The organism is Paenibacillus sp. P46E, from assembly GCF_001909095.1.
Classification (GTDB): domain Bacteria; phylum Bacillota; class Bacilli; order Paenibacillales; family Paenibacillaceae; genus Paenibacillus_AQ; species Paenibacillus_AQ helianthi.
In genome coordinates this window covers 73296-93117 of sequence record NZ_LVYZ01000045.1, presented here as the reverse complement: position 1 = coordinate 93117, position 19822 = coordinate 73296, and the positions used below count along the sequence as shown (strand labels likewise).

General features: G+C 51.7%; 17 protein-coding genes and 1 other annotated feature. Of the genes, 14 read left to right on the top strand and 3 right to left on the bottom strand.

Annotated features, from left to right (window positions below):
* Positions 1 to 42: 42 nt before the first annotated feature.
* Positions 43 to 1110 carry an AI-2E family transporter gene (locus A3849_RS17360; protein WP_074112548.1) on the top strand — a complete coding sequence of 356 codons (1068 nt, stop codon included), beginning with the start codon at positions 43 to 45 and terminating at the stop codon, positions 1108 to 1110.
* A 127-nt stretch (positions 1111 to 1237) separates the two neighbouring features.
* Positions 1238 to 1503: a binding site (T-box leader), on the top strand.
* 385 nt (positions 1504 to 1888) lie between these two features.
* Entirely contained in the window at positions 1889 to 4342 is a 2454-nt protein-coding gene (gene leuS, locus A3849_RS17355) for a leucine--tRNA ligase (RefSeq protein WP_074112547.1), read from the top strand.
* Between the two features lie 100 nt (positions 4343 to 4442).
* Here leuS and comER read toward each other — a convergent pair whose 3' ends face one another.
* Positions 4443 to 5291: a late competence protein ComER gene (comER, locus tag A3849_RS17350; protein ID WP_074112546.1), complete on the bottom strand. Its 849-nt coding sequence runs from the start codon at positions 5289 to 5291 to the stop codon at positions 4443 to 4445.
* A 283-nt stretch (positions 5292 to 5574) separates the two neighbouring features.
* Here comER and A3849_RS17345 point away from each other — a divergent pair, with 283 nt between their 5' ends.
* The 6 genes from A3849_RS17345 to A3849_RS17320 all read left to right on the top strand — a co-directional run bounded on the left by A3849_RS17345 (position 5575) and on the right by A3849_RS17320 (position 12603).
* Positions 5575 to 6081 (top strand): ComEA family DNA-binding protein, encoded by a 507-nt coding sequence (locus tag A3849_RS17345; RefSeq protein WP_074112545.1) that lies wholly within the window; start codon positions 5575 to 5577, stop codon positions 6079 to 6081.
* A 156-nt stretch (positions 6082 to 6237) separates the two neighbouring features.
* The gene (locus A3849_RS17340) at positions 6238 to 6756 is read left to right on the top strand and encodes a deoxycytidylate deaminase (RefSeq protein ID WP_074086294.1); all 519 of its coding nucleotides are present in this window, start codon (positions 6238 to 6240) and stop codon (positions 6754 to 6756) included.
* A gap of 168 nt (positions 6757 to 6924) precedes the next feature.
* Positions 6925 to 9606: a ComEC/Rec2 family competence protein gene (locus tag A3849_RS17335; protein WP_074112544.1), complete on the top strand. Its 2682-nt coding sequence runs from the start codon at positions 6925 to 6927 to the stop codon at positions 9604 to 9606.
* Between the two features lie 114 nt (positions 9607 to 9720).
* Positions 9721 to 10257 (top strand): RNA polymerase sigma factor, encoded by a 537-nt coding sequence (locus tag A3849_RS17330; protein WP_074112543.1) that lies wholly within the window; start codon positions 9721 to 9723, stop codon positions 10255 to 10257.
* Positions 10254 to 11420: a hypothetical protein gene (locus A3849_RS17325; protein ID WP_074112542.1), complete on the top strand. Its 1167-nt coding sequence runs from the start codon at positions 10254 to 10256 to the stop codon at positions 11418 to 11420. Before A3849_RS17330 ends, A3849_RS17325 begins: the two co-directional genes overlap by 4 nt.
* A 157-nt stretch (positions 11421 to 11577) precedes the next feature.
* Positions 11578 to 12603, top strand: coding sequence for a LacI family DNA-binding transcriptional regulator (locus A3849_RS17320; RefSeq protein WP_074112541.1), 1026 nt, complete (start codon positions 11578 to 11580; stop codon positions 12601 to 12603).
* 132 nt (positions 12604 to 12735) lie between these two features.
* Here A3849_RS17320 and A3849_RS17315 read toward each other — a convergent pair whose 3' ends face one another.
* Positions 12736 to 13689: a sugar kinase gene (locus tag A3849_RS17315; protein WP_074112540.1), complete on the bottom strand. Its 954-nt coding sequence runs from the start codon at positions 13687 to 13689 to the stop codon at positions 12736 to 12738.
* Positions 13690 to 14029: 340 nt separating this feature from the next.
* Here A3849_RS17315 and A3849_RS17310 point away from each other — a divergent pair, with 340 nt between their 5' ends.
* The 5 genes from A3849_RS17310 to holA all read left to right on the top strand — a co-directional run bounded on the left by A3849_RS17310 (position 14030) and on the right by holA (position 18018).
* Positions 14030 to 14671 (top strand): bifunctional 2-keto-4-hydroxyglutarate aldolase/2-keto-3-deoxy-6-phosphogluconate aldolase, encoded by a 642-nt coding sequence (locus A3849_RS17310; protein ID WP_074101918.1) that lies wholly within the window; start codon positions 14030 to 14032, stop codon positions 14669 to 14671.
* Between the two features lie 257 nt (positions 14672 to 14928).
* Positions 14929 to 15477 (top strand): RNA polymerase sigma factor, encoded by a 549-nt coding sequence (locus A3849_RS17305; RefSeq protein ID WP_074086301.1) that lies wholly within the window; start codon positions 14929 to 14931, stop codon positions 15475 to 15477.
* Positions 15474 to 16715 carry an anti-sigma factor family protein gene (locus A3849_RS17300; RefSeq protein WP_074112539.1) on the top strand — a complete coding sequence of 414 codons (1242 nt, stop codon included), beginning with the start codon at positions 15474 to 15476 and terminating at the stop codon, positions 16713 to 16715. Before A3849_RS17305 ends, A3849_RS17300 begins: the two co-directional genes overlap by 4 nt.
* Positions 16716 to 16782: 67 nt before the next feature.
* On the top strand, positions 16783 to 16944 hold the full coding sequence (locus A3849_RS32960) for a hypothetical protein (protein ID WP_178382726.1): 162 nt from the start codon (positions 16783 to 16785) through the stop codon (positions 16942 to 16944).
* A gap of 54 nt (positions 16945 to 16998) precedes the next feature.
* Positions 16999 to 18018, top strand: coding sequence for a DNA polymerase III subunit delta (holA, locus tag A3849_RS17295; RefSeq protein ID WP_074112538.1), 1020 nt, complete (start codon positions 16999 to 17001; stop codon positions 18016 to 18018).
* Positions 18019 to 18194: 176 nt separating this feature from the next.
* On the opposite strand, the gene rpsT is transcribed toward holA, so the two are convergent.
* Positions 18195 to 18467, bottom strand: coding sequence for a 30S ribosomal protein S20 (gene rpsT / locus A3849_RS17290; protein WP_074086304.1), 273 nt, complete (start codon positions 18465 to 18467; stop codon positions 18195 to 18197).
* A 179-nt stretch (positions 18468 to 18646) separates the two neighbouring features.
* Between rpsT and gpr the strand changes: the two genes are divergently transcribed.
* Positions 18647 to 19657, top strand: coding sequence for a GPR endopeptidase (gene gpr, locus A3849_RS17285; RefSeq protein ID WP_074112537.1), 1011 nt, complete (start codon positions 18647 to 18649; stop codon positions 19655 to 19657).
* The last annotated feature ends 165 nt before the right edge of the window (positions 19658 to 19822 follow it).

Genomic DNA, 19822 nt, shown 5'->3' with positions numbered 1-19822 from the left:
TCGTATGCCTGTCTTGGGCTGAATACGATCAGGAGGGATAACATGGAGCAATGGTCCCAAAGTAAATGGTTCCGCCGGATGATCGGAGTACTGCTTGCCCTGATCATATTATATTTCGTTTGGCTCCTCCGTCCGATGTTAATGGGAGTTTTCGTCTTTCTCAAAGCCATCCTTGCGCCGTTCCTGGCAGCTATGATTATCTCGTATGTGCTGAATCCCGTAGTGAGTATGCTCGCCGGGAGAAAAATGCCGCGCAGTGTAGCCGTGTTGCTCATCTATGCTGTATTTCTGACCTCGCTCGTAGTTATTGCCATCAATCTGATTCCGATGTTCATCGAGCAGCTTGAAGAATTGAACGAGCATTTACCGGAGATGACACTGCATGCACAGGGACTCATGCGTAACATGAATAACAGATTGATTCCGCCTGGTATCGAGATGGGCATGAACAACTGGTTTTTTCAGCTGGAAAACCGGCTGGCGGCAGGAATCTCCCATTTTCTCGATAACATTGGTTCGACCATTGGTCTGTTGTTCAATGCCTTTATCGTGCCTTTTCTGGTGTTCTACATTCTCAAGGATTTCGATGTATTCGAACGGACCGTTGTCGCTTGTCTGCCACGCTCGCGCCGCAAGTCTATGGTCAAGCTGCTTAAGGATATTGATGACGCGCTTGGCAACTACATCCGTGGGCAGTTTCTGGTCTGTCTGATTATCGGGGTACTGGCCTACATCGGCTATGCGATTATAGGCATGCCTTACGCGCTGCTGTTTGCTTGTGTGGTGGCGGTATTCAACATTGTTCCGTATATGGGGCCTTTTCTGGGTGCAGCACCCGCGATTGTAATGGCTTCGACCCTCTCACTTCGCCTCGTCCTGCTCGTTGCTGTGGTTAACACCCTGTGCCAGATGCTGGAGAGCAACGTCATTTCGCCGCAGGTGGTCGGAAGGCGGCTGCATCTGCATCCGCTGCTGATTATTTTTGCACTGCTGGTAGGTGGGGAAGTGGCCGGAATGATCGGTCTGATCCTGGCTGTACCGGTATTTGCAGCCGGCAAAGTAGTGATTCAGTATTTTCTCGCGTATTATATACGGCGAAAGCCGGTCTAAGCCGTTTTATGAGGGCGTATCGCTCACAGATTGCTGATTCAGGCACCCGCAAGCGGAAATCATTGACTCTAACTGCTTCTTTTGTATATAATGTGGGGAACATTACTGATTAATAATCAGTAAGCATAGCAGTGCGATGAAGAGGAGTATTAATTCGTGAGACCGTTATAGCAGAGAGCCGGCGCAGGGTGCGAGCCGGTTAACGGAGAAGAATGAACTCACCTCGGAGTAATGGTGTTAAGCCGCAGGGTCTGCAAGCAGAAGCTTGAAGCCCGCGCCTGAAGCGTCGTCGATTCACCCCCGTTACCGGGTGTCAAAGTGAGTGGCCGGGTAAAGAATATTCAGCCGCTAACTAGGGTGGTACCACGGGAATTCAAACCTCTCGTCCCTAGCGATAATACGCTAGGGATGGGAGGTTTTTTTGCGGTATTGGGGCCATATCCAGCGGAACAGCGAATCCTGAGCTGATTCTTGGACTTTGCTGCCCGTCAGGTAAAGCGGGTCATCTCTGCATTAGAATTTTGCAGGGAAGAGGAACGGAAAGAAATTTTGGAGCTGGAGCAACGATAGTGGCCGCCCGAGAGCTTTCCGTAGGAAAGCTTGCATCGTAAGCATAAGCTATTCTCGGATTTCTACCTCGAAGAGCAGTTCCAATCAAGAAATCCGAGAATAACAGCGGGCGGAAGCCCAAACATTTCTGGTAGTAACGAATACTCCCTGCTTTTTAATGTAGGCAACAGTTTAACTAAGTAAGCAACACTCCAAGGAGGAGCATAAGATGAGCGACAACAAAGCAGCAAGCACAACAGCCCCCACAGGCTACCGTGCCCAGGTGATTGAGCCGAAATGGCAGAAGTTCTGGGATGAGAACAAGACGTTCAAAACAGGTGAAGAGGTTAACAAGCCAAAATTCTACGCACTGGATATGTTCCCGTATCCTTCAGGCGCAGGGCTGCACGTAGGCCACCCGGAAGGCTACACGGCGACAGACATTGTCTCCCGCTACAAACGGATGCGCGGCTACAATGTGCTGCACCCGATGGGCTGGGATGCCTTCGGACTTCCAGCAGAGCAGTATGCGATGGATACCGGACAGCATCCGCGCGAGATAACGGTGAAGAATATTGATAATTTCCGCCGGCAGATCAAATCGCTGGGCTTCTCCTATGATTGGGACCGCGAGATTAGCACAACCGATCCGGAGTATTACAAATGGACACAGTGGATTTTTATCCAGCTGTACAACCGCGGCTTGGCCTATGTGGCAGAGGTGTCGGTCAACTGGTGTGAAGCGCTGGGAACGGTTCTGGCAAACGAAGAGGTTATCGACGGAAAAAGCGAGCGCGGCGGCCATCCAGTGGTCCGCAGACCGATGCGCCAGTGGATACTGAAAATTACGGAGTACGCTGAACGCCTGCTTGAGGATCTGGAAGAGCTGGACTGGGAAGAAAGCATCAAGGATATGCAGCGCAACTGGATTGGCAAGTCTACAGGAGCTGAAGTGATTTTTGCCATTGAAGGTCATGATGCCAGCCTGGAGGTATTCACGACCCGCCCGGATACATTGTTCGGAGCAAGCTACTGTGTACTGGCACCGGAGCACAAGCTGGTTGATCTTATTACGACAGAAGAGCAGAAGGCGGCTGTATCGGAATACCGCGCCAAGGCTTCACGCAAGAGCGACCTTGAGCGTACCGATCTCGCTAAAGAGAAATCTGGTGTATTCACGGGTGCCTACGCCGTCAATCCGGTGAATGGTGCACAGGTGCCGATCTGGATCGCCGATTATGTGCTTGCCGGGTATGGAACGGGAGCCATTATGGCGGTGCCGGGACATGATACCCGCGACTGGGAATTCGCCAAGCAGTTTGGTCTGAAGATCGTTGAGGTGGTACAGGGCGGAAATGTCGGAGAAGAGGCTTACAGCGGCGACGGACCTCATGTGAATTCCGACTTCCTGAATGGTCTGGACAATAAAGAAGCAATTGCGAAAATGATCACCTGGCTTGAGGAAAAGGGCAGCGGCAAAGGGAAAGTGACCTACCGCCTGCGCGACTGGCTGTTCAGCCGCCAGCGCTATTGGGGTGAGCCGATTCCGATTCTGCACCTGGAAGACGGCACGATGAAGACGGTTCCTGTAGATCAGCTGCCGTTGCTGCTGCCGGAAGTGGATTCCATCCGCCCTTCAGGCACAGGAGAATCCCCGCTGGCTAATGTGACGGAGTGGGTCGAAACGATAGATCCGGAGACAGGCATGAAGGCACGCCGCGAGACGAACACCATGCCGCAATGGGCCGGCAGCTGCTGGTACTACCTGCGTTATATCGATCCGCGTAATGACAAGGAGCTGTGTTCACCGGAGAAGCAGAAGGAATGGCTGCCCGTTGACCTGTACATCGGCGGAGCCGAGCATGCAGTACTGCATCTGCTGTACGCACGCTTTTGGCATAAGGTTCTCTATGACATCGGTGTAGTGGATACCAAGGAACCGTTCCATAAGCTGGTGAATCAAGGCATGATCCTGGGGAATAACAATGAGAAGATGAGCAAGTCGCGTGGCAATGTCATTAACCCGGATGAAATTGTAGAGGCATATGGCGCGGATACGCTGCGTGTCTATGAGATGTTCATGGGGCCGTTGGAAGCGACGAAGCCATGGAATGAAAAAGGTGTGGAAGGCATTCACCGCTTCCTCTCCCGCGTATGGCGCCTGTTCGTGAATGAGGACGGCAACATCAGCGCGAAAATCACCCCGGATGGCGGTACCGACGAGTTCAAACGGACCTGGCACAAGACACTTAAGAAGGTCACGGAGGACTTCGAGCACCTGCGCTTCAATACAGCGATCAGCCAGCTGATGATCTTCATCAACGATGCTTACAAGCAGGAGACCTTGTCCTCCGAAGCAGCAGAGCATTTCGTACAAATGCTGTCGCCACTTGCACCACATATCGCGGAGGAGCTGTGGCAGCTGCTCGGTCATGAAGGCAGCATCAGCTATGTGGCTTGGCCGGCTTATGATGAAGCGTTGACTGTAGATGCTGAAGTGGAAATTGTTATTCAGGTGAATGGGAAAATCGTACAGCGTGCATTGATCCCGCAGGACATGAGTCAGGATGATATGCAGAACCATGCGCTGTCGCTTCCGAATGTGAAGGCAGCTGTCGAGGGCAAAACCGTGCGCAAGATTATCGCGGTTCCCGGCAAGCTGGTCAATATAGTAGTGGGTTAAGCGAAGAACGCAATTCTGCCCGCAGCAACGGAGTCATCCGTGCTGCGGGCTTTCTTGGTTTTGGCAGCAGGGTGCCGGTTCCATGCCGGTTGGAGGGATTCTAACGGTCGAGCGGCCCTTGAACGATGCCACCGAGACCGAATAAGGTGTCCAGCTTTTCGACATCTTCATCGAATTTATCGTGTGTGGTGAGGATCAGCTGCTCAAAAACCCCTTCCAGACTGGTCCGCAAATGGTTCAGTGCTTCCGCTGTAATGCCGCCGCGTACGGCGACCCGCTCCTGCAGCTCCTGCGGAGTGAAATTACCTTCGGTCAGCAGTTTCCCTGTGCCTAACAGCATTTCACCAGCGAGCCGGCCAAGCAGGACTTCATCTATGCCTGTAGCCTCAACAGCGGCTTCAATCCACCGCTCAAGAAAAAAACTGATGAACGCGGGACCGCAGCTGGAGAAATCAGAGGCGATCCGGGTATGCCTTTCCTGAATTTCCAGTGGAACCCCTATGAAAGACAGCAACTCCAGCAGCACGAGCCGATCTTGTTTAGTAAGCCTGCTGCCGAATATGCAAAGTGAAGTTCCGCTTTTGGCACAGTGGGTGATGCTGGGAATGATTTTGGCTATTTTGGACGGCAGCGTGGATTCCAGATGGTATAGCATCACTGGGCTGGTGATGGATACAACTATCTGCTCGCTCCGCAGGCAAGAAGAGATTTCATCGGTCAGGGATTTGAATTCCAGCGGCTTAACACAGAGGAAGATGATATCGCTTCCGTCTGCAGTTTCCCTGTTGCTGCCGATGATGATGTCAGGATGGCGTTTTTGAAGCTGTAGAAGCCTGTTCGGGCTGCGGTTGCTGGCCAGCACATCACATGGCTTAAGCGCACCCGAAGACAGGAAGGCGTCTATAAGCAGACTGCCCATACTGCCTGTTCCGATAAATCCCACCTTCATCTAGGGTACCCTCCTTTCAGTATGGCTATGGCCTTGCAGGAATACTCTTCGTTAAATGTATGCGCAGGAGTCTTGGACAAATGACAGGTTTCAACTGTATTTTTGAAAATATACGGGTGGATAGTTGGTTGCCATAAATTATATTTTACAGAGGAGAACAGGATATGAATAAAAAAGGAATAGCTTCGGTATTCGTTGCTGCCCTGCTTGGCGGTGGGTTGTATGGACGGCGGACCGGGAAGAGAATAAGGGCATCGGCGGCTGGGAGACGCTGAATGCCAGTATGGCGCAGACGCTGGGCACAGCGGACAAGCCGGGTACAGCAGTAGCCGCAGGTGGAAAAGATGAGAAGGGCATTGGGGATCAAACAGATGAACACAATAAGGGTGAAACAGCAGATGCCGTGGTAACAGGCGATGTGGCTGGAGGTACGGTGACAGGAGGAAGGCCGGCGGCAGGGGACAATGCGGCAGATTCAACTGGAACCGCAGGGTCCAGCGGAACAGCGGCAGCAGGGAACGGCGCAGCAGCCACAGCAGTTGCAAGTGAAGCAGCTCCTTCGGGGAGCACAGTATCTTCAGGACAGGCTTCCGCAGAAGGCAAAATAAATGTTAACACAGCGGATGCTGCTGCCCTGATGAATCTGCCTGGCATTGGTGAGAAGAAGGCACAGGCGATTATAGACTACCGCAGCAGCAAAGGGGCTTTTCGCAGCTTAGCGGATTTGGGCGGGGTGAAGGGAATCGGGCCGAAGATGCTGGAAAAGCTGAAACCGCTGGTAGCTTTTTAAACTAGGCGTGTAGCTATTACAGGTCTGATATTCATTAATCGGGCGTTCTATTTGAAGCGGAAAGGACAGGTTTTTCCGTATCCGATGTCCTAGTGAGACACCGCCGCAATATGCTACAATAATGAACAACTATCAAAGAGAAAGTGGAGATTGCTAATGACTGTAGCCTACCGCAAAAATTGGGATACTTACTTCATGGATATTGCCTGTATGGTCTCCACACGTTCGCGTTGCTCCCGCCGCCATGTCGGTGCGGTACTGGTACAGGGCAAGAAGCTGCTGGGCACGGCGTATAATGGCGCCCCAATGGGTGTACCGGATTGCTCAGAAGCAGGCTGTATGGTCTCGGAGCAATATGAACGTGAAGTGGTTAATGGCGTGGAGACGATGGTGATGAAGCAGCGCTGCATCCGCACCATTCACGCTGAACAGAACCTGCTGCTGTTCACAGACCGGAGCGACCGGGAGGGCAGCACTGTCTATGTCACGGACGAACCCTGCTGGACCTGCGCCAATATGCTGGCCAACAGCGGAATTGTAGAGATTGTCTATCTGCGTCCTTACCGCAAAGATATGGAGAAGGTAGAGGCCATGCTGGGCTCCAAAGGCATCATCTTCCGGCAATTGGAGAATTATGAGCCGCCTAAGGAAACGATGATCACCGTATCGGAATAACAGGAAGCCGGCCATTAACTGAAATAAAGATAAGCATCAGGGGAGGAACCTCTGTACACGCGATTGTTGCGTATGCAGGGGTTCTTTTTTGGTTGCATCCGCATGTAAGAGTCACAATTCGCCTACGGCTATGAGAACTACAATATACAAGTATGAGGAGGAATATGGATGAAAAAAAGGCCGCTGTTAAGCTTTGCAGTGTGCTGGGTCGCGGGCAGCGTGGCGGGCTGCTTGTTTTCCGGGTATGAGCTTTTAATGTACATAGCAGGTTGTCTGCTGCTGCTTGCAATCGGTGCCGTCGGCGGGAGAAGCGGGTGGAAAATCGCCGCAGTGCTAGGGTTGTCACTGGTTGCGGCGGCCTTCTACTGGGAATGGAATGAAGGAAGAAATGTCAGCCTGCTTCCGGGTGCATGGGAACAATTGGGGACAGAGCTGAATGAGTCTTATGTAAGCGCGGAGGGAGTAATCGTATCCCCTGTGGAGCGGGATGGAGACCGTGTGAGCTTTACGGTGAAGCTGTCGCGGATGGGGCTGAGCGGAACCGGTAAACAAGCCGTTGCGCAGAATCAGCATGCGGACCGGGAACCGGGAGCAGGTGTGGCAGGCGAACGGATCGCTGTGCAAATCAAGCTTCAGGCTGAGCAGGAGATTGTCGTGGCTGCCGGATGGAAGAGAGGAGACCAGGTAGTTATTCTGGGTGAGCTGGAACAGCCGGGGGAGGCGCGGAATTTCGGCGGTTTTGATTACCGCTCCTATTTGCTGACGCAGAGAATTCACTGGCTGCTTAAGGGAGATGGTACAGCAAGTGTACAGGCTTCGCCTCCTGCATCCTGGCATCCTGCCAGCATTCTCCGCTGGAATGATACGGTACGGGCTGCCCTTGGGGCGGAGATGGACCACTTGTTCCAGGAGCCGCATGCAGGATACATGAAAGGCCTGGTTCTGGGCATACAGGACGATTTGGATGAGGAAACCTTCAAGCAGTTCTCACAGCTGGGTCTGACGCATATTCTGGCGATCTCAGGAATGCATGTCGCGGTGTATGTCGGCGTGATCTTGTTCATCCTTAGACGCTGCCGCCTTACCAGAGAGACAGCCCTCACTGTCACTCTGCTACTAGTGCCTGTGTATGTACTCCTGTCCGGTGCCGGGCCATCCATTGTACGGGCTGGCATCATGAGTATGATTGCCCTGCTGGCTGCCCGGTTCGGCATGCTGAAGGACGGGATGAATATTCTCGCAGCAGCGGCATTGATTATGCTGATCTGGAATCCGTATCTGCTGCTTAGCGTAAGCTTTCAGCTCTCTTTTCTCGTGACGGCAGGACTCATGATCTATGTTCCTCTGGTGAACCCGCTGCTGCGAAGACTACCCCGCTGGCTGGGCGGTGCCGTGTCGGTTACACTGATTGCACAGCTGGTTTCTTTTCCGCTGACTATCTACTACTTTAACCAGTTTTCATTGCTCTCCTTCGCTGCTAATTTGGTATTTGTCCCGTTTATTACGTTCCTGGTCCTGCCGATGGGGACACTTGCGCTGCTACTTAGCCGGCTCTGGGACACGGCTGCCGGTGTAACCGCTCATGTTGCTGAACTGCTGAATGATGCCACATTTCGCGCTGTGGAGTGGACAAATGGATGGTCCGGGGGCGTAACGATCTGGAGTTCTCCTACTTTGCTGTGGATGGGGTTGTATTATGGCCTCCTCTATGGTGTGCTCTATACCATGCAGCAGCGTACAGAAGCGCGGCTGGCTCCACAGGCCATGGAGGATGAAACGAAGCCGTTGGCGGAGTTGGATCAACCGGCGGATGACAGAGGAATATGGCGTACAAGGATATGGAGCGGAGCCGGGAGTAATGCGGAACAACTGCTCTTTCAGATGCCGGACTCCTTGCGATGGAGTGGAAGGGCTGTCCTAATTGGTATAGCTGCAATGGTTCTGCTGCTGTATAGGGGCTATCATCCGGAACACCTGGCCGGTGCCGGACGGGTGAGCTATCTGGATGTTGGACAGGGCGACAGTATTTTGATCACTACCCCAGGTGGAGCCCATATTCTTGTGGATGGTGGAGGCACTGTCAGCTTTGGCAAAAAGGAAGCATGGCGCGTCCGCCGCAGCCCGTTCGAGGTCGGAGCCAAAACCCTGCTGCCGCTTTTGAAGCAGAGGGGCATTCACAGGCTGGACGCCATCATTCTAACTCATGGCGATCAGGACCATGCCGGGGGGCTGCAGGCTGTGCTGGAGGGCATGCCTGTCTCTTCGCTTCTGTTCAACGGGACGCTGGCTGATCGGGAGCCTTACCGGAAGCTAATGAACACGGCGCTTGCGGCAGGTGTCCGGCTGTATCCGGTGCAGCAGGGAATGGCGCTTGCTCCGGATGACGATACGGAGCTGATTTTCCTCTGGCCGGAACCGCAGGCGGTGGGAGAGCCTATCCTGCCGGAGGTGGAGGAGCAGAATCACGAATCGGTGGCTTTTCGGCTGCAGATGAACGGCCGGAGTTTTCTTTTTACAGGGGATATGGATAAGGCTGCGGAGGAAGCGATCCTTGCGGACGGCAGGGAGGCGGGAATCGGCGCTGGACAGCCCATTGATGTGCTGAAGGTCGCGCACCACGGCAGCAAAACAGCAACGGGCGCTGCCTGGCTGAACTTCTGGAAACCTGGTGCAGCGGTGATTTCTGCCGGAGTTAACAATCTTTATGGACATCCGAATGGCGATGTGTTGAAGCGTCTGGCTGACAGCAGCACCGCTGTGTACCGGACCGATCTGCAGGGTGAGATTCAGATGGAGGTCCGGCCGGGGGGGATCAATGTACGTCATAAGCTGGAGCCGGAGACTCCTTGATCTTAGCTTTTTTATTGGGAAATGTATGATCGGCCCACGATCTTGTAATTATTTCTGGAACGGGAGGGAACCATTTGCAGTCTGAAGAGTCTTATTAGGCGAGAGGTGAGAGAGATGCAGAGCAACGAATTGCCCTATGCCGTGGCCTATACCCCAACCATGACGCTCCGGGAGATGATGGAGACCTACGGTTCTGATGTGTGGCATTATGCTTTTTTCCTGACCCGCAGCCGGGAGCAGGCAAATGATATCAGCCAGGAGGTGTTCCTAAAGGCGTATAAGGGGATCGGCAAGTACCGCGGTCAAGCTACGATAAAAACCTGGCTGCTGACAATTACACGCAATACGGCGTTCAGCTTCAGACGGAACAGCTTCTGGCACAGATTCAGTCCGCTTGGAAACCGGCAAGGCCCCGGGCAGGCATCTTCGGCAGAAAAAGAAGCCATCGGCAACCAGGTGGTCAGCCGGATCTGGGAGATCATCCTGGCGCTGCCGGATAAGCACCGGGAGGTGCTCGTGCTGGATATCCGGCAGGACTTGTCCGTGGCGGAGATGGCAGCTCTGCTCGGAGTAGCTCAGGGGACAGTCAAATCCAGGCTGGCGCGGGCCAGGGAGAAGGTCAAGACGGCGATGAAGGAGGAGGACTTATGACAACAATACATGATGAGGAAGACAACGTGGTAGTGACCGGAGCAAAAGACTGGTATGCCAAGGCCGGCCGCAGTCCTTTTGCAGAGGATGGCTTTACCCCGGAGCTGATGGCCCGGGTAGAAGCAGCTGCAGGCAGTAAGGGGGAAGCGAAGTCTAAATTCCGTTCCGTCAAAAGCCTCGGCCTCACCTGCCTGGCCGCTCTCATGGTGTTCGGTGTTCTGATCTGGCCGCCGGGTGGCAAGGGAAACGTTGCCGGGCAGCTGTCCTCGCTCTGGGAGAAGACCACGGGCGCGGCGGTTCGGCCTACACCTTCCCCATCGGCGCCCTCACAAGGATTAGGATTGTACATGAGCTCCGCAGAGTTTGAAATCGGCGGACTGAAGTATTATATGCCTATGCCTCTGGACAGAAATAAGTCGCGGGCAATTGCTGTTGAGACATCTGCAGGGATTGTATGGTCACCTCCACCGCCAATGGTAGATTACATGAAGCCGAAATATACACATAACACAGAACCATACACCCTGTATTTGACCCCCAAAGGCCATTCGGAGCTGTCAGCCGCTACAGCCAAAAGAATATATACTTTTCCGCTGTATGCAGGCGGAGCACAGACCTATTTTGATTTAGGATACATCTATGGCGCGGGAAATTACCTTCTGTTTTCCCACAGCACTTATACGCTGGGTGCGGAGCGGACACCTAACACAGGCAAGCTTTCCGTTATAGATCTCAGAAAGGCTGAAGCAGGGGAAGTAATCGTTCCCAGAGAGCTCTTATCGTTTGATTCATCTTTTACTTTATCCTTATACTATTCCTTCATGGCTACTGATCCGGACAGGGAGGAAGTACTGCTGGTCAATTATATGGAGGATGGTAAAGGTGGATATACGCAGCACAGTAAGCTGCTGGACATAGCAACCGGGAAGTCACAGGTGCTCACGGGGAACATCACAATAGAGAAGAAAGAACGGCCTGCAAAGACTCATTATGGCACAATTGCGATTGATACCAAAGAGGATTATTTCGTGGCTCATTATGAAGTGAAAGGGGAGGAGCGTACGGTAGAGATCAATATACAGGCCGGCCAGCAGTGGTATTATGATTGGTGGTATAAAGAACATGGCCAGAAGACCGAGCCGTCTGCAACGCCTAGTAAATAACTTATCCATTAATCTCAATAATGATTACTAGATAATTTACTAAAAAAAAGCTATACTTTCTGAGTGAGTTCGGAAAGTATGGCTTTTCTGCGTGAATTCGCTCTCGCCGAGTGGTTTGGGAAAGCCGGTATTTTCTATATAGAGTGGAGCGGAATAGATGAAGAAGCTGACGATTGAAGATGTCGCCCAGAAGGCGGGAGTATCCAAAAGCACGGTCTCGCAATTTCTAAATAAACGGTTCAAATATATGAGCGAAGCGACCAAAAACCGCATTGCCGATGTAATCGAGGAGCTGAATTATCAGCCTAACGGGCTAGCCCGAAGCCTGAAGCAGAACCGCACGCATATGGTTGGTATTATTGTGGCGAATCTTGATTATTCGTTGTCCATCCAGTGCATCCGGGCGATCGAGAATGAACTGCAGCGCCATGGCATCCAGGTAATTATTTGTAATAGTGATGAGAATGCGGATAAAGAAAACACACATGTAGAGGCGCTTGTGGCCCGTCAGGTGGACGGGTTGATTATTTTTCCGACCGGAGACCATCCGTCTCCCTATACCCGGCTGATCGAAGCGGAATATCCGCTTGTATTCATGGACCGGCTGGTAGAAGGGATTACGACTCAAAGTCTGCTGCTCGACAACGAAATGGCCGTCAAAACAGCCATCAAAGAGCTGACCGGGAAGGGGCATGAGAATATCGCCATCTTGTCGCTCCCGCTTGGCGATCATGCGATCACCCCCCGTAAGGAGCGGATGAGCGGCTACAGAAAGGCCATGGAGGAAGCCGGGCTCAGGATGAATGATGAGTACGTGCGCAGTGTGCCGAGAGAGTCTATTGCTTCCGCGCTGGATGAGCTGTTAAGCCTGCCGCAGCCGCCGACTGCTCTGCTCGCAGCCAACGATCTGGTGCTGGGGGAAATCCTGAAATATGCTAACCGCCACTCCATTGCAATCCCCGGCCAATGGTCGGTGGTTGGGATTGATGATGCGGAATTTGCCCGGATCTACAATCCGGCTATCACAACGATCCGGCAGCCTGCCTATGAAATGGGAATGAAGGCCGCCAAAATCATGCTTTCTCTGATTGAGGATCAGGGGGACGCTATGCCGATCACGTACAGGTTCCCTCCAGCGCTGCAGCTGGGGCAGTCCGTACAGGCTCCAATGCCAACCAAGTAAAACGATTTGTTCATAAGCATTGGCTACGCCTAGCAAAAAGCCCTCCACCGTCTAGTAAAGACGGTGGAGGGCTTTTATAGCATCGGGATGGGTGTGCATATAGAGTGCAGCACTTCTTTGGAAGCAGCCTGCTTACACGCCTGCCTTCATAAACTTTTCCAGCCCGACGCGGGTAGGCAGTCCATCCATGTCTCCAGGAGACATCACGGCGAGTGCGCCAATCGCATTGCCGCGTTTCACGGCTTCGGCAACGGTCAGCTTTTCCAGCATCGCGCTGATTACACCAACTGCAAAGCCGTCACCGGCGCCCACAGTATCAACAACGGTTTCTACCTTGAAGCCGTCGACATAACCTTCTTCACCGGAAGCCGTTTTGTAATAAGCGCCTTCAGGACCAAGCTTGATAACCACCAGCGATACACCGCGCTCCAGGTAATAGCCGGCAATTTCTTCAGGAGTCTCAAGGCCTGTAAGGATTTTGCCTTCACCGAGCCCTGGCAGGAACCAGTCGCAGCGTGTGGCCAGATCGTTAATGGTGTTCACCATGGTTTCTTTGTCCGGCCAGAGGGTTGGGCGCAGATTCGGATCAAGGGAGACGGTTTTTCCGCTCTTCTTCATAAATTCCATGGCGTACAGCGAGAATTCATGGCAGGTCTTCGACAATGCCGAAGAGATGCTTGTAACGTGCAAATGCCCTGCGGAAGCGAAATACGCCTCATCGAAATCGGCCAGACTCAGCTTGGAGGCCGCGGAATTTTTGCGGAAATACTCAACCTTGGGATCACCGGTCAACACCTTGGATTTGATCAGCATGCCGGTTGGAAATTCTTTGGTGTACGTGATGCTGCCGGTATCAATTTGCTCTTTATTCAGCGCACCAACTATAAATTGGCCGAAGTTGTCCTCGCCAAGTTTCGTTACATACCCGGTTTTGTGCTCAAGACGTGATAATCCGGTAGCCACATTGCTCTCTGCACCGGCCAGCGCTTTGGAAAAAGAAGTAACTTCGTGCAGCGGGCCCACCTCATTGGCATAAAACATAGCCATCGGCTCTCCGAATGTAACTGCATCCAGCTGTTTGCTCATGAATATTTCCTCCTCGGGGTAAGCGTACAACCCCTGTATAAATGATTTGTAATTTGAAATTATCATATAAATCGGTTTTCTACAATAAGACTCGCCCCGCTCAAATGAAATTTTTTAATGTGATCATATCAGATAGATCATGAAATCCCTTATTATAAAAGGGTTTTTGTGAGTATTTCGAGGATTTTACGTTCTGTTCACATAAAAATATATTGACGTAAGAAGACATTGTTATTACTATTTTCTTATAAGGTTTTGGCTTATGGTTAGTAAATTAGATAAAAATGTTTATCTAAATTAATATTCTAAATATCAAGGAATTAATGAAAGGGAGTTTATGATGAAGAAAATAAAAGTATTGCAGAACATCACATCCGTTGGCGTGGTAGCTGTTATTCGTGCCGACAATGCAGACGATGCTTTCAAAATGTCCGCAGCCTGTATCGAAGGTGGACTGAATAACATTGAAGTTACCTTTACCACTCCGGATGCCGACGTAGCAATCAAACGGCTGGTAGCCGAATACGGAAGCCAAGCAGTGATCGGTGCAGGTACTGTACTTGATCCTCTTACGGCAAGAATCGCTATTCTGGCAGGTTCCGAATTTGTGGTCAGTCCTTCTTTTGAAGAAGAAACCGCCAAAATGTGTAATCTCTACGGTATCCCGTATATGCCTGGCTGCATGACACTTAATGAAATGAAAGAAGCATTGAAGCTGGGTGTGGATGTATTGAAGCTGTTCCCGGGCAGCGCCTTCGGACCGGATTATGTCAAAGCCGTTAAAGGACCGATGCCGCATGTCAACATTATGCCTACTGGTGGCGTGGATCTGAACAACATGGAAAAATGGATTTCAAACGGCTGCATCGCTGTAGGCATCGGAGGCAACCTGACTGCTCCAGCCAAGGAAGGCCGCTACGACCAGATCACTGAGCTTGCCGCCAAATATGTGGCGAAGTTCAAGGAAATTAAAGGCGCTTAAGTCCGCTCCTATTAATAACTATACAAAGATTCAATTACACACCAGCCGGTTTGCACCTTAAAAGGGTACAGGCCGGCTGTTTTGCATCTTTTTGATTTCACTTTTGTTACAATCTTTCTATAAAAGAGTATTTGAATGATTGAAGCTTCCCCTGTATGCTTAGTAAGGATTATGGATACCAAAAAAATTGATTACAGGCTTGCAACAAATTCGCAGTCTTGCGCGTCAGTAAGATTGCATAGAGAGGGGGAACCTTCGTGGTGGAGCAGGGACTCATCAGAGCCGCTCAAGCGGGCGATCGCGACGCTCTAATCACCCTATTGCGAGAAATTGAAGGGCATGTATATAAGACGGCCTTCTACATTCTGCATAATGAACAGGATGCTTTGGATGCTTCACAGGAGGCGCTTATCCGCGTGTATACCAAAATAGGTTCTTACGAGGAAAAAGCCCAGTTCAAAACATGGGTACAGCGGATCGTGACCAACATATGTATTGATAAGTTCAGAAGAACGAAACCTACGGTTTCCATTGATGAACATGAGATGGTGTTTCCGGATACACATAATGTGGAACGTGAAGTGTTGTCCGGTTACCTGGCAGAGGATATACGGGAGGCGATTGATCAGCTTCCGGAACATCACCGCACGGTAATCGTACTGAGGTATTTGCAGGATTTTTCTTACAACGAGATTGCAGATTCGCTGGATCTGCCCTTGAATACAGTGAAATCGTATCTGTTCAGGGCAAGGCAGCAACTGCAGAATAGACTTCAGGAGTATCAGAAAGGTGGTGTATCAGGATGAAATGCGCGGAGGTGATGGAATGGATGCACCGCTATCTGGATCATGACTTGAGCCAAGAAGAAATCATTGAAATGTTCCGTCATATCGACAATTGTCCTTCGTGCGCGGATGTCTTTGACCGTCTGAATGTGCTTTCCCAGCAACTTGAGCAGCTGCCGGACGTGAAGCCACCTTTCAGTCTCGTTGATTCGATTTTGCCTCAGCTTGACGAGCTGGATCGCAGTGCCGACCAGGAACCGGTCATGACGAGCACAGAAGGATCGAAGGTTGTTCCGTTCACCCGTAAAAGCACCCGTGGCAAATTCTCCAAGGGTTCGTCCCTGGCGACACGGACAGGCATTGGTGCAGTGGCGGCAGCAGTGATACTGCTAATAGCTATTTTTAACATGCCTGACAGTATGCCGGCTGCAGATGTGGATATGGCACTCAATCAGGCTGCAGATACAAACTCTGGACAGACTATGCAAAAGACTGAAGAGGCGGCAGGGTCTGAACCGGGTGCAGTACAGGACGGCAGCGGGGATAGCGTAAATGGCGCAGATAGGGCGGCAGGGATTACAGAACAGAATAATAATACTTTTTCAGCTACCGGGAACAATACTTCCGGCGGTGCTGATGAGATGGTGACTTCATCTACGGCACCAACTCCGGATTCCCCGGCGGTTACACCTGACCCAACCAAACAGCCGGCATCCTTCAAGCGGCAGATCATAGCGGAGCCTGACAAGGACCCTGCCACACCTGCGGTAGAGGATATGAAGATCAGCACTTCTGGTCCGGATACCAGCGAAGCTAAGGATTCTCAGGACAGCCCGCCAAAAAGCGGAGGCGGAGCGAATAATTCCATCAGCGAGTCGCAGCAGTCTCCTTCATCGGAAGAAGCCGGGGTGATGGGCTTGCGCTCGGCACTGGTCGCACCCTCGCCTTTGACATCGCCTGACGGTCGTCTTGGCGCTGAGCTCGCAGGACAGCAGCTTGTACTCTATGCTATACCGGAAGGCGCTGCGAGAGACGATTGGACGGTGCTGACATCACTTCCCCTGGAGGGGGAATGGGTGTCCGGCCAGTGGTCGGAAGATAGCCGTGTGTTCACTTATGTGACCCTGAAGAACGGCAATCAAATGACCAAGAGCTATACCGTCCCGGATTCGGTAGTATCTGCGGCACCCTCGGGTTCACCAGCAGCTTCTTCTACAGCACCTGCGGCTACTCCGGACGCGGCAACGTCTACAAAATAATCGCAGAGTGGAACTTTTTACGCAGTATAGGAATATACTATAGTAAGAGGACAGGAGATACAGGATCGTGAGAACCATCGGTATGACCGCCGGCTGGAAAGTTTCTAGAGCTTTTCCTACCGTCGTTTATATAGATGCGCCGCGGAAACGGAGCAACTTTGGCAATGCTGCCGGAGTTGCTCCGTTTTTGCGCGGATATCTGCCGACTCCACTTCATGTCTATGTTTAAAGATGCTTTTTTGTTACAATATTCAAAGACTGAAATGGAAAAGGAAGTGGCGGGATGGATGCCAAAACGGCGGCCAAAGACATCAAACAAGGGAATGTATTGCCACTCTACGTGCTGTACGGCAGCGAGAAGTTCCGGATGAATGAATTTGCGGCTTTTCTGGAGGATCATCTGATTGCCAAAGAGGACCGGGATTTTGCTGTCATTCCCTTTGATCTTTCCGAGACGCCGGTGCAGGCGGTTGTGGAAGAAGCGGAGACTGTGCCGTTCATGGTGGAGCGGAAGCTGCTGCTGGTGCGTGACGCCTCCCTGTTCACTGCAGGCAAGGATAATGCCAAGATCGAACATCGCATAGAAGTTCTCAGCGAATATATGCAGCATCCGGCAGATTTTAGTATCATCGTCTTCATGGTCAATAATGACAAGCTGGATGAACGAAAAAAAATCGTTAAGACAGCCAAGGCTGCAGGGACTGTGCTTGCCTTTAATCCTTTAGGCGCAGAGGAACTGCTGCGCTGGGTCGAGAAGGGCTTACGGGAACGGGGCTGCGTGTCCGCACCGGGTGCAGCAGCGGCTCTTGTGGCCAATGCCGGAACAGGACTACAGGGATTGTCGGCGGAAATGGACAAGCTGAGCCTGTTTGCAGGCAAGGGCGGGACGGTGGATGCCGCAGCAATTGAGAGCCTTGTACACCGCGGGACCGAACAGAACGTGTTCACGCTGGTAGAGGATATCGCCAATCTGCGCCTGGACAAGGCGCTGAATACACTCTATGAGCTGCTGAAGCAGCGGGAAGAGCCTATTAAGATTGCGGCGCTGATTGCGAGACAGTTTCGGATGATTTTGCAGGTGAAGGATCTGTCAGCCCAGAGCTACTCACAAGGCCAGATCGCTTCCCAACTGGGGCTGCATCCCTATGCCGTCAAGCTTGCCGGTGAACAGGCTCATAAGTTCGAGAGCCAGCGGCTGCGGCAGATTCTCAGCTTTCTGGCTGACCTGGACTACCAGATGAAGACAGGGGCTATCGACAAAGTGCTGGGTTTGGAGATGTTCATGTTACGGCTAGGAGCCTGAAGGTGAACCGGTGATTTCAAGATTGTAATAACATAAAGCCTGCTCCGCAGCGTAGGAACGCTAACGGGCAGGCTTCTGTTGGTTATTTTTGCTTAAAAACAAAAACAAAAAAACCTAACCGTATGCAGCATAGCGGTCAGGTTCTTATAGTGCTCATTATTAATGTCGCCCTTGGCTTAGGCTTGAGCCTTAAGAGCGTTCAATTTCTTCGCCAAGCGGGATTTTTTGCGGGCAGCCGCATTTTTATGAACCAGGCCTTTAGTTACAGCCTTGTCCAGCTTTTTGGAAGCAGCTTGGAAAGCAGCTTGAGCAGTTTCCACTTCAGTACCAGTCAGAGCTACATCAGCAGTTTTCACAGCTGTACGAAGCGCGGATTTCTGGGAAGCGTTCAGTGCACGGCGTTTCTCGGCCGTCTTGACGCGTTTTACCGCGGATTTGATATTTGGCATTGCATTCACCTCCTGAAAGACATTCGAAATCATCAAATGATTCACAACTTAAAATAGTTTAGCATGACCGCACACAAAATGCAAGACTAATGCTTTTAATTTAACCCATTCCTGCTTGAATAAAGCAAGGCCTTCACTCGCACACTATCATCAATATGGATAAGGAGGCTGAACTAATAATGGAACTGGATCTTCAGCTATATTCGGTACGCACAGATTTGGCGCTGGAAGCCAAAGAAATGGCTCAGGGACCGCAAAAAACGCCTATCCCCGGTGTGAACGAAGAGGTAGAGGAAGCGGATGGCATTAAGGTCACCCGTCTTGCCGTAGCGAATAATGCAGGCTCACAGGCCATTGGACGCGCCATAGGAAACTACGTGACGCTGGAGGTTCCGGCACTTCGCGGCGGCGATACTGGTCTGCAGCAGAAGGTATCCGTGGTTTTTGCCAGAGAATTTGAACAGTTCATGGACAGAATCGGTATTGACCGCGACTCGTCGGTGCTGATTGTCGGCCTTGGCAACTGGAACGTGACTCCGGATTCACTGGGACCGCTCGTTGTGGAGAATTCGCTGGTTACACGCCAGTTCTACGAGCTGGTTCCCGATCAAGTCTCTCCGGGTTACCGCAAGGTGAGCGCAATTGCACCAGGTGTGCTGGGGCTGACCGGTATTGAATCCAGTGAAGTGGTCCAGGGAATCGTGGACCGTACGAAGCCCGACGTGATTATCGCGATAGATGCACTGGCATCCCGTTCACTGGAACGAATTAATACGACCATTCAAATCGCCGATATCGGCATCCATCCCGGTTCCGGAATTGGCAATAAACGCCGGGGGCTAACCAAGGAAATTCTCGGGATTCCCTGTATTGCGATCGGCGTTCCTACCGTCTGCTATGCTTCAACCATCGTGAATAATGTGCTGGAGATGATGAGCAGGCATTTTGGACAGGTTGGAGCCGGAGCCGCCCATACCAAAGAAATAATGGGCATGCTGGACGACATCTCTGAACAGGAACGGCTGTCGCTCGTCAAAGAAGTGCTGGAACCGCTCGGACATGATCTGATTGTTACGCCGAAGGAAATTGATGAATTTATTGAAGAAATCGCCAACATCGTAGCCAGTGGGCTGAACGCTGCGCTCCATGAGGCTGTGGATCCGGGCAATGTGGGAGCGTATACCCACTGAAACCTGTCCTGCGGTACGCCATGCCCGCCCAGTCTGCCTGCCGGCAGCGGTCGGGCTTTTTTTCGTAGGATGAACAATGCTTCATTTTGACGGCCTGGTTAGGCAGGTCTTCCTTTTCTCTCATTTCAGGTTCTACCATTCCTCTTCCGCTCATAGATTGGGAGT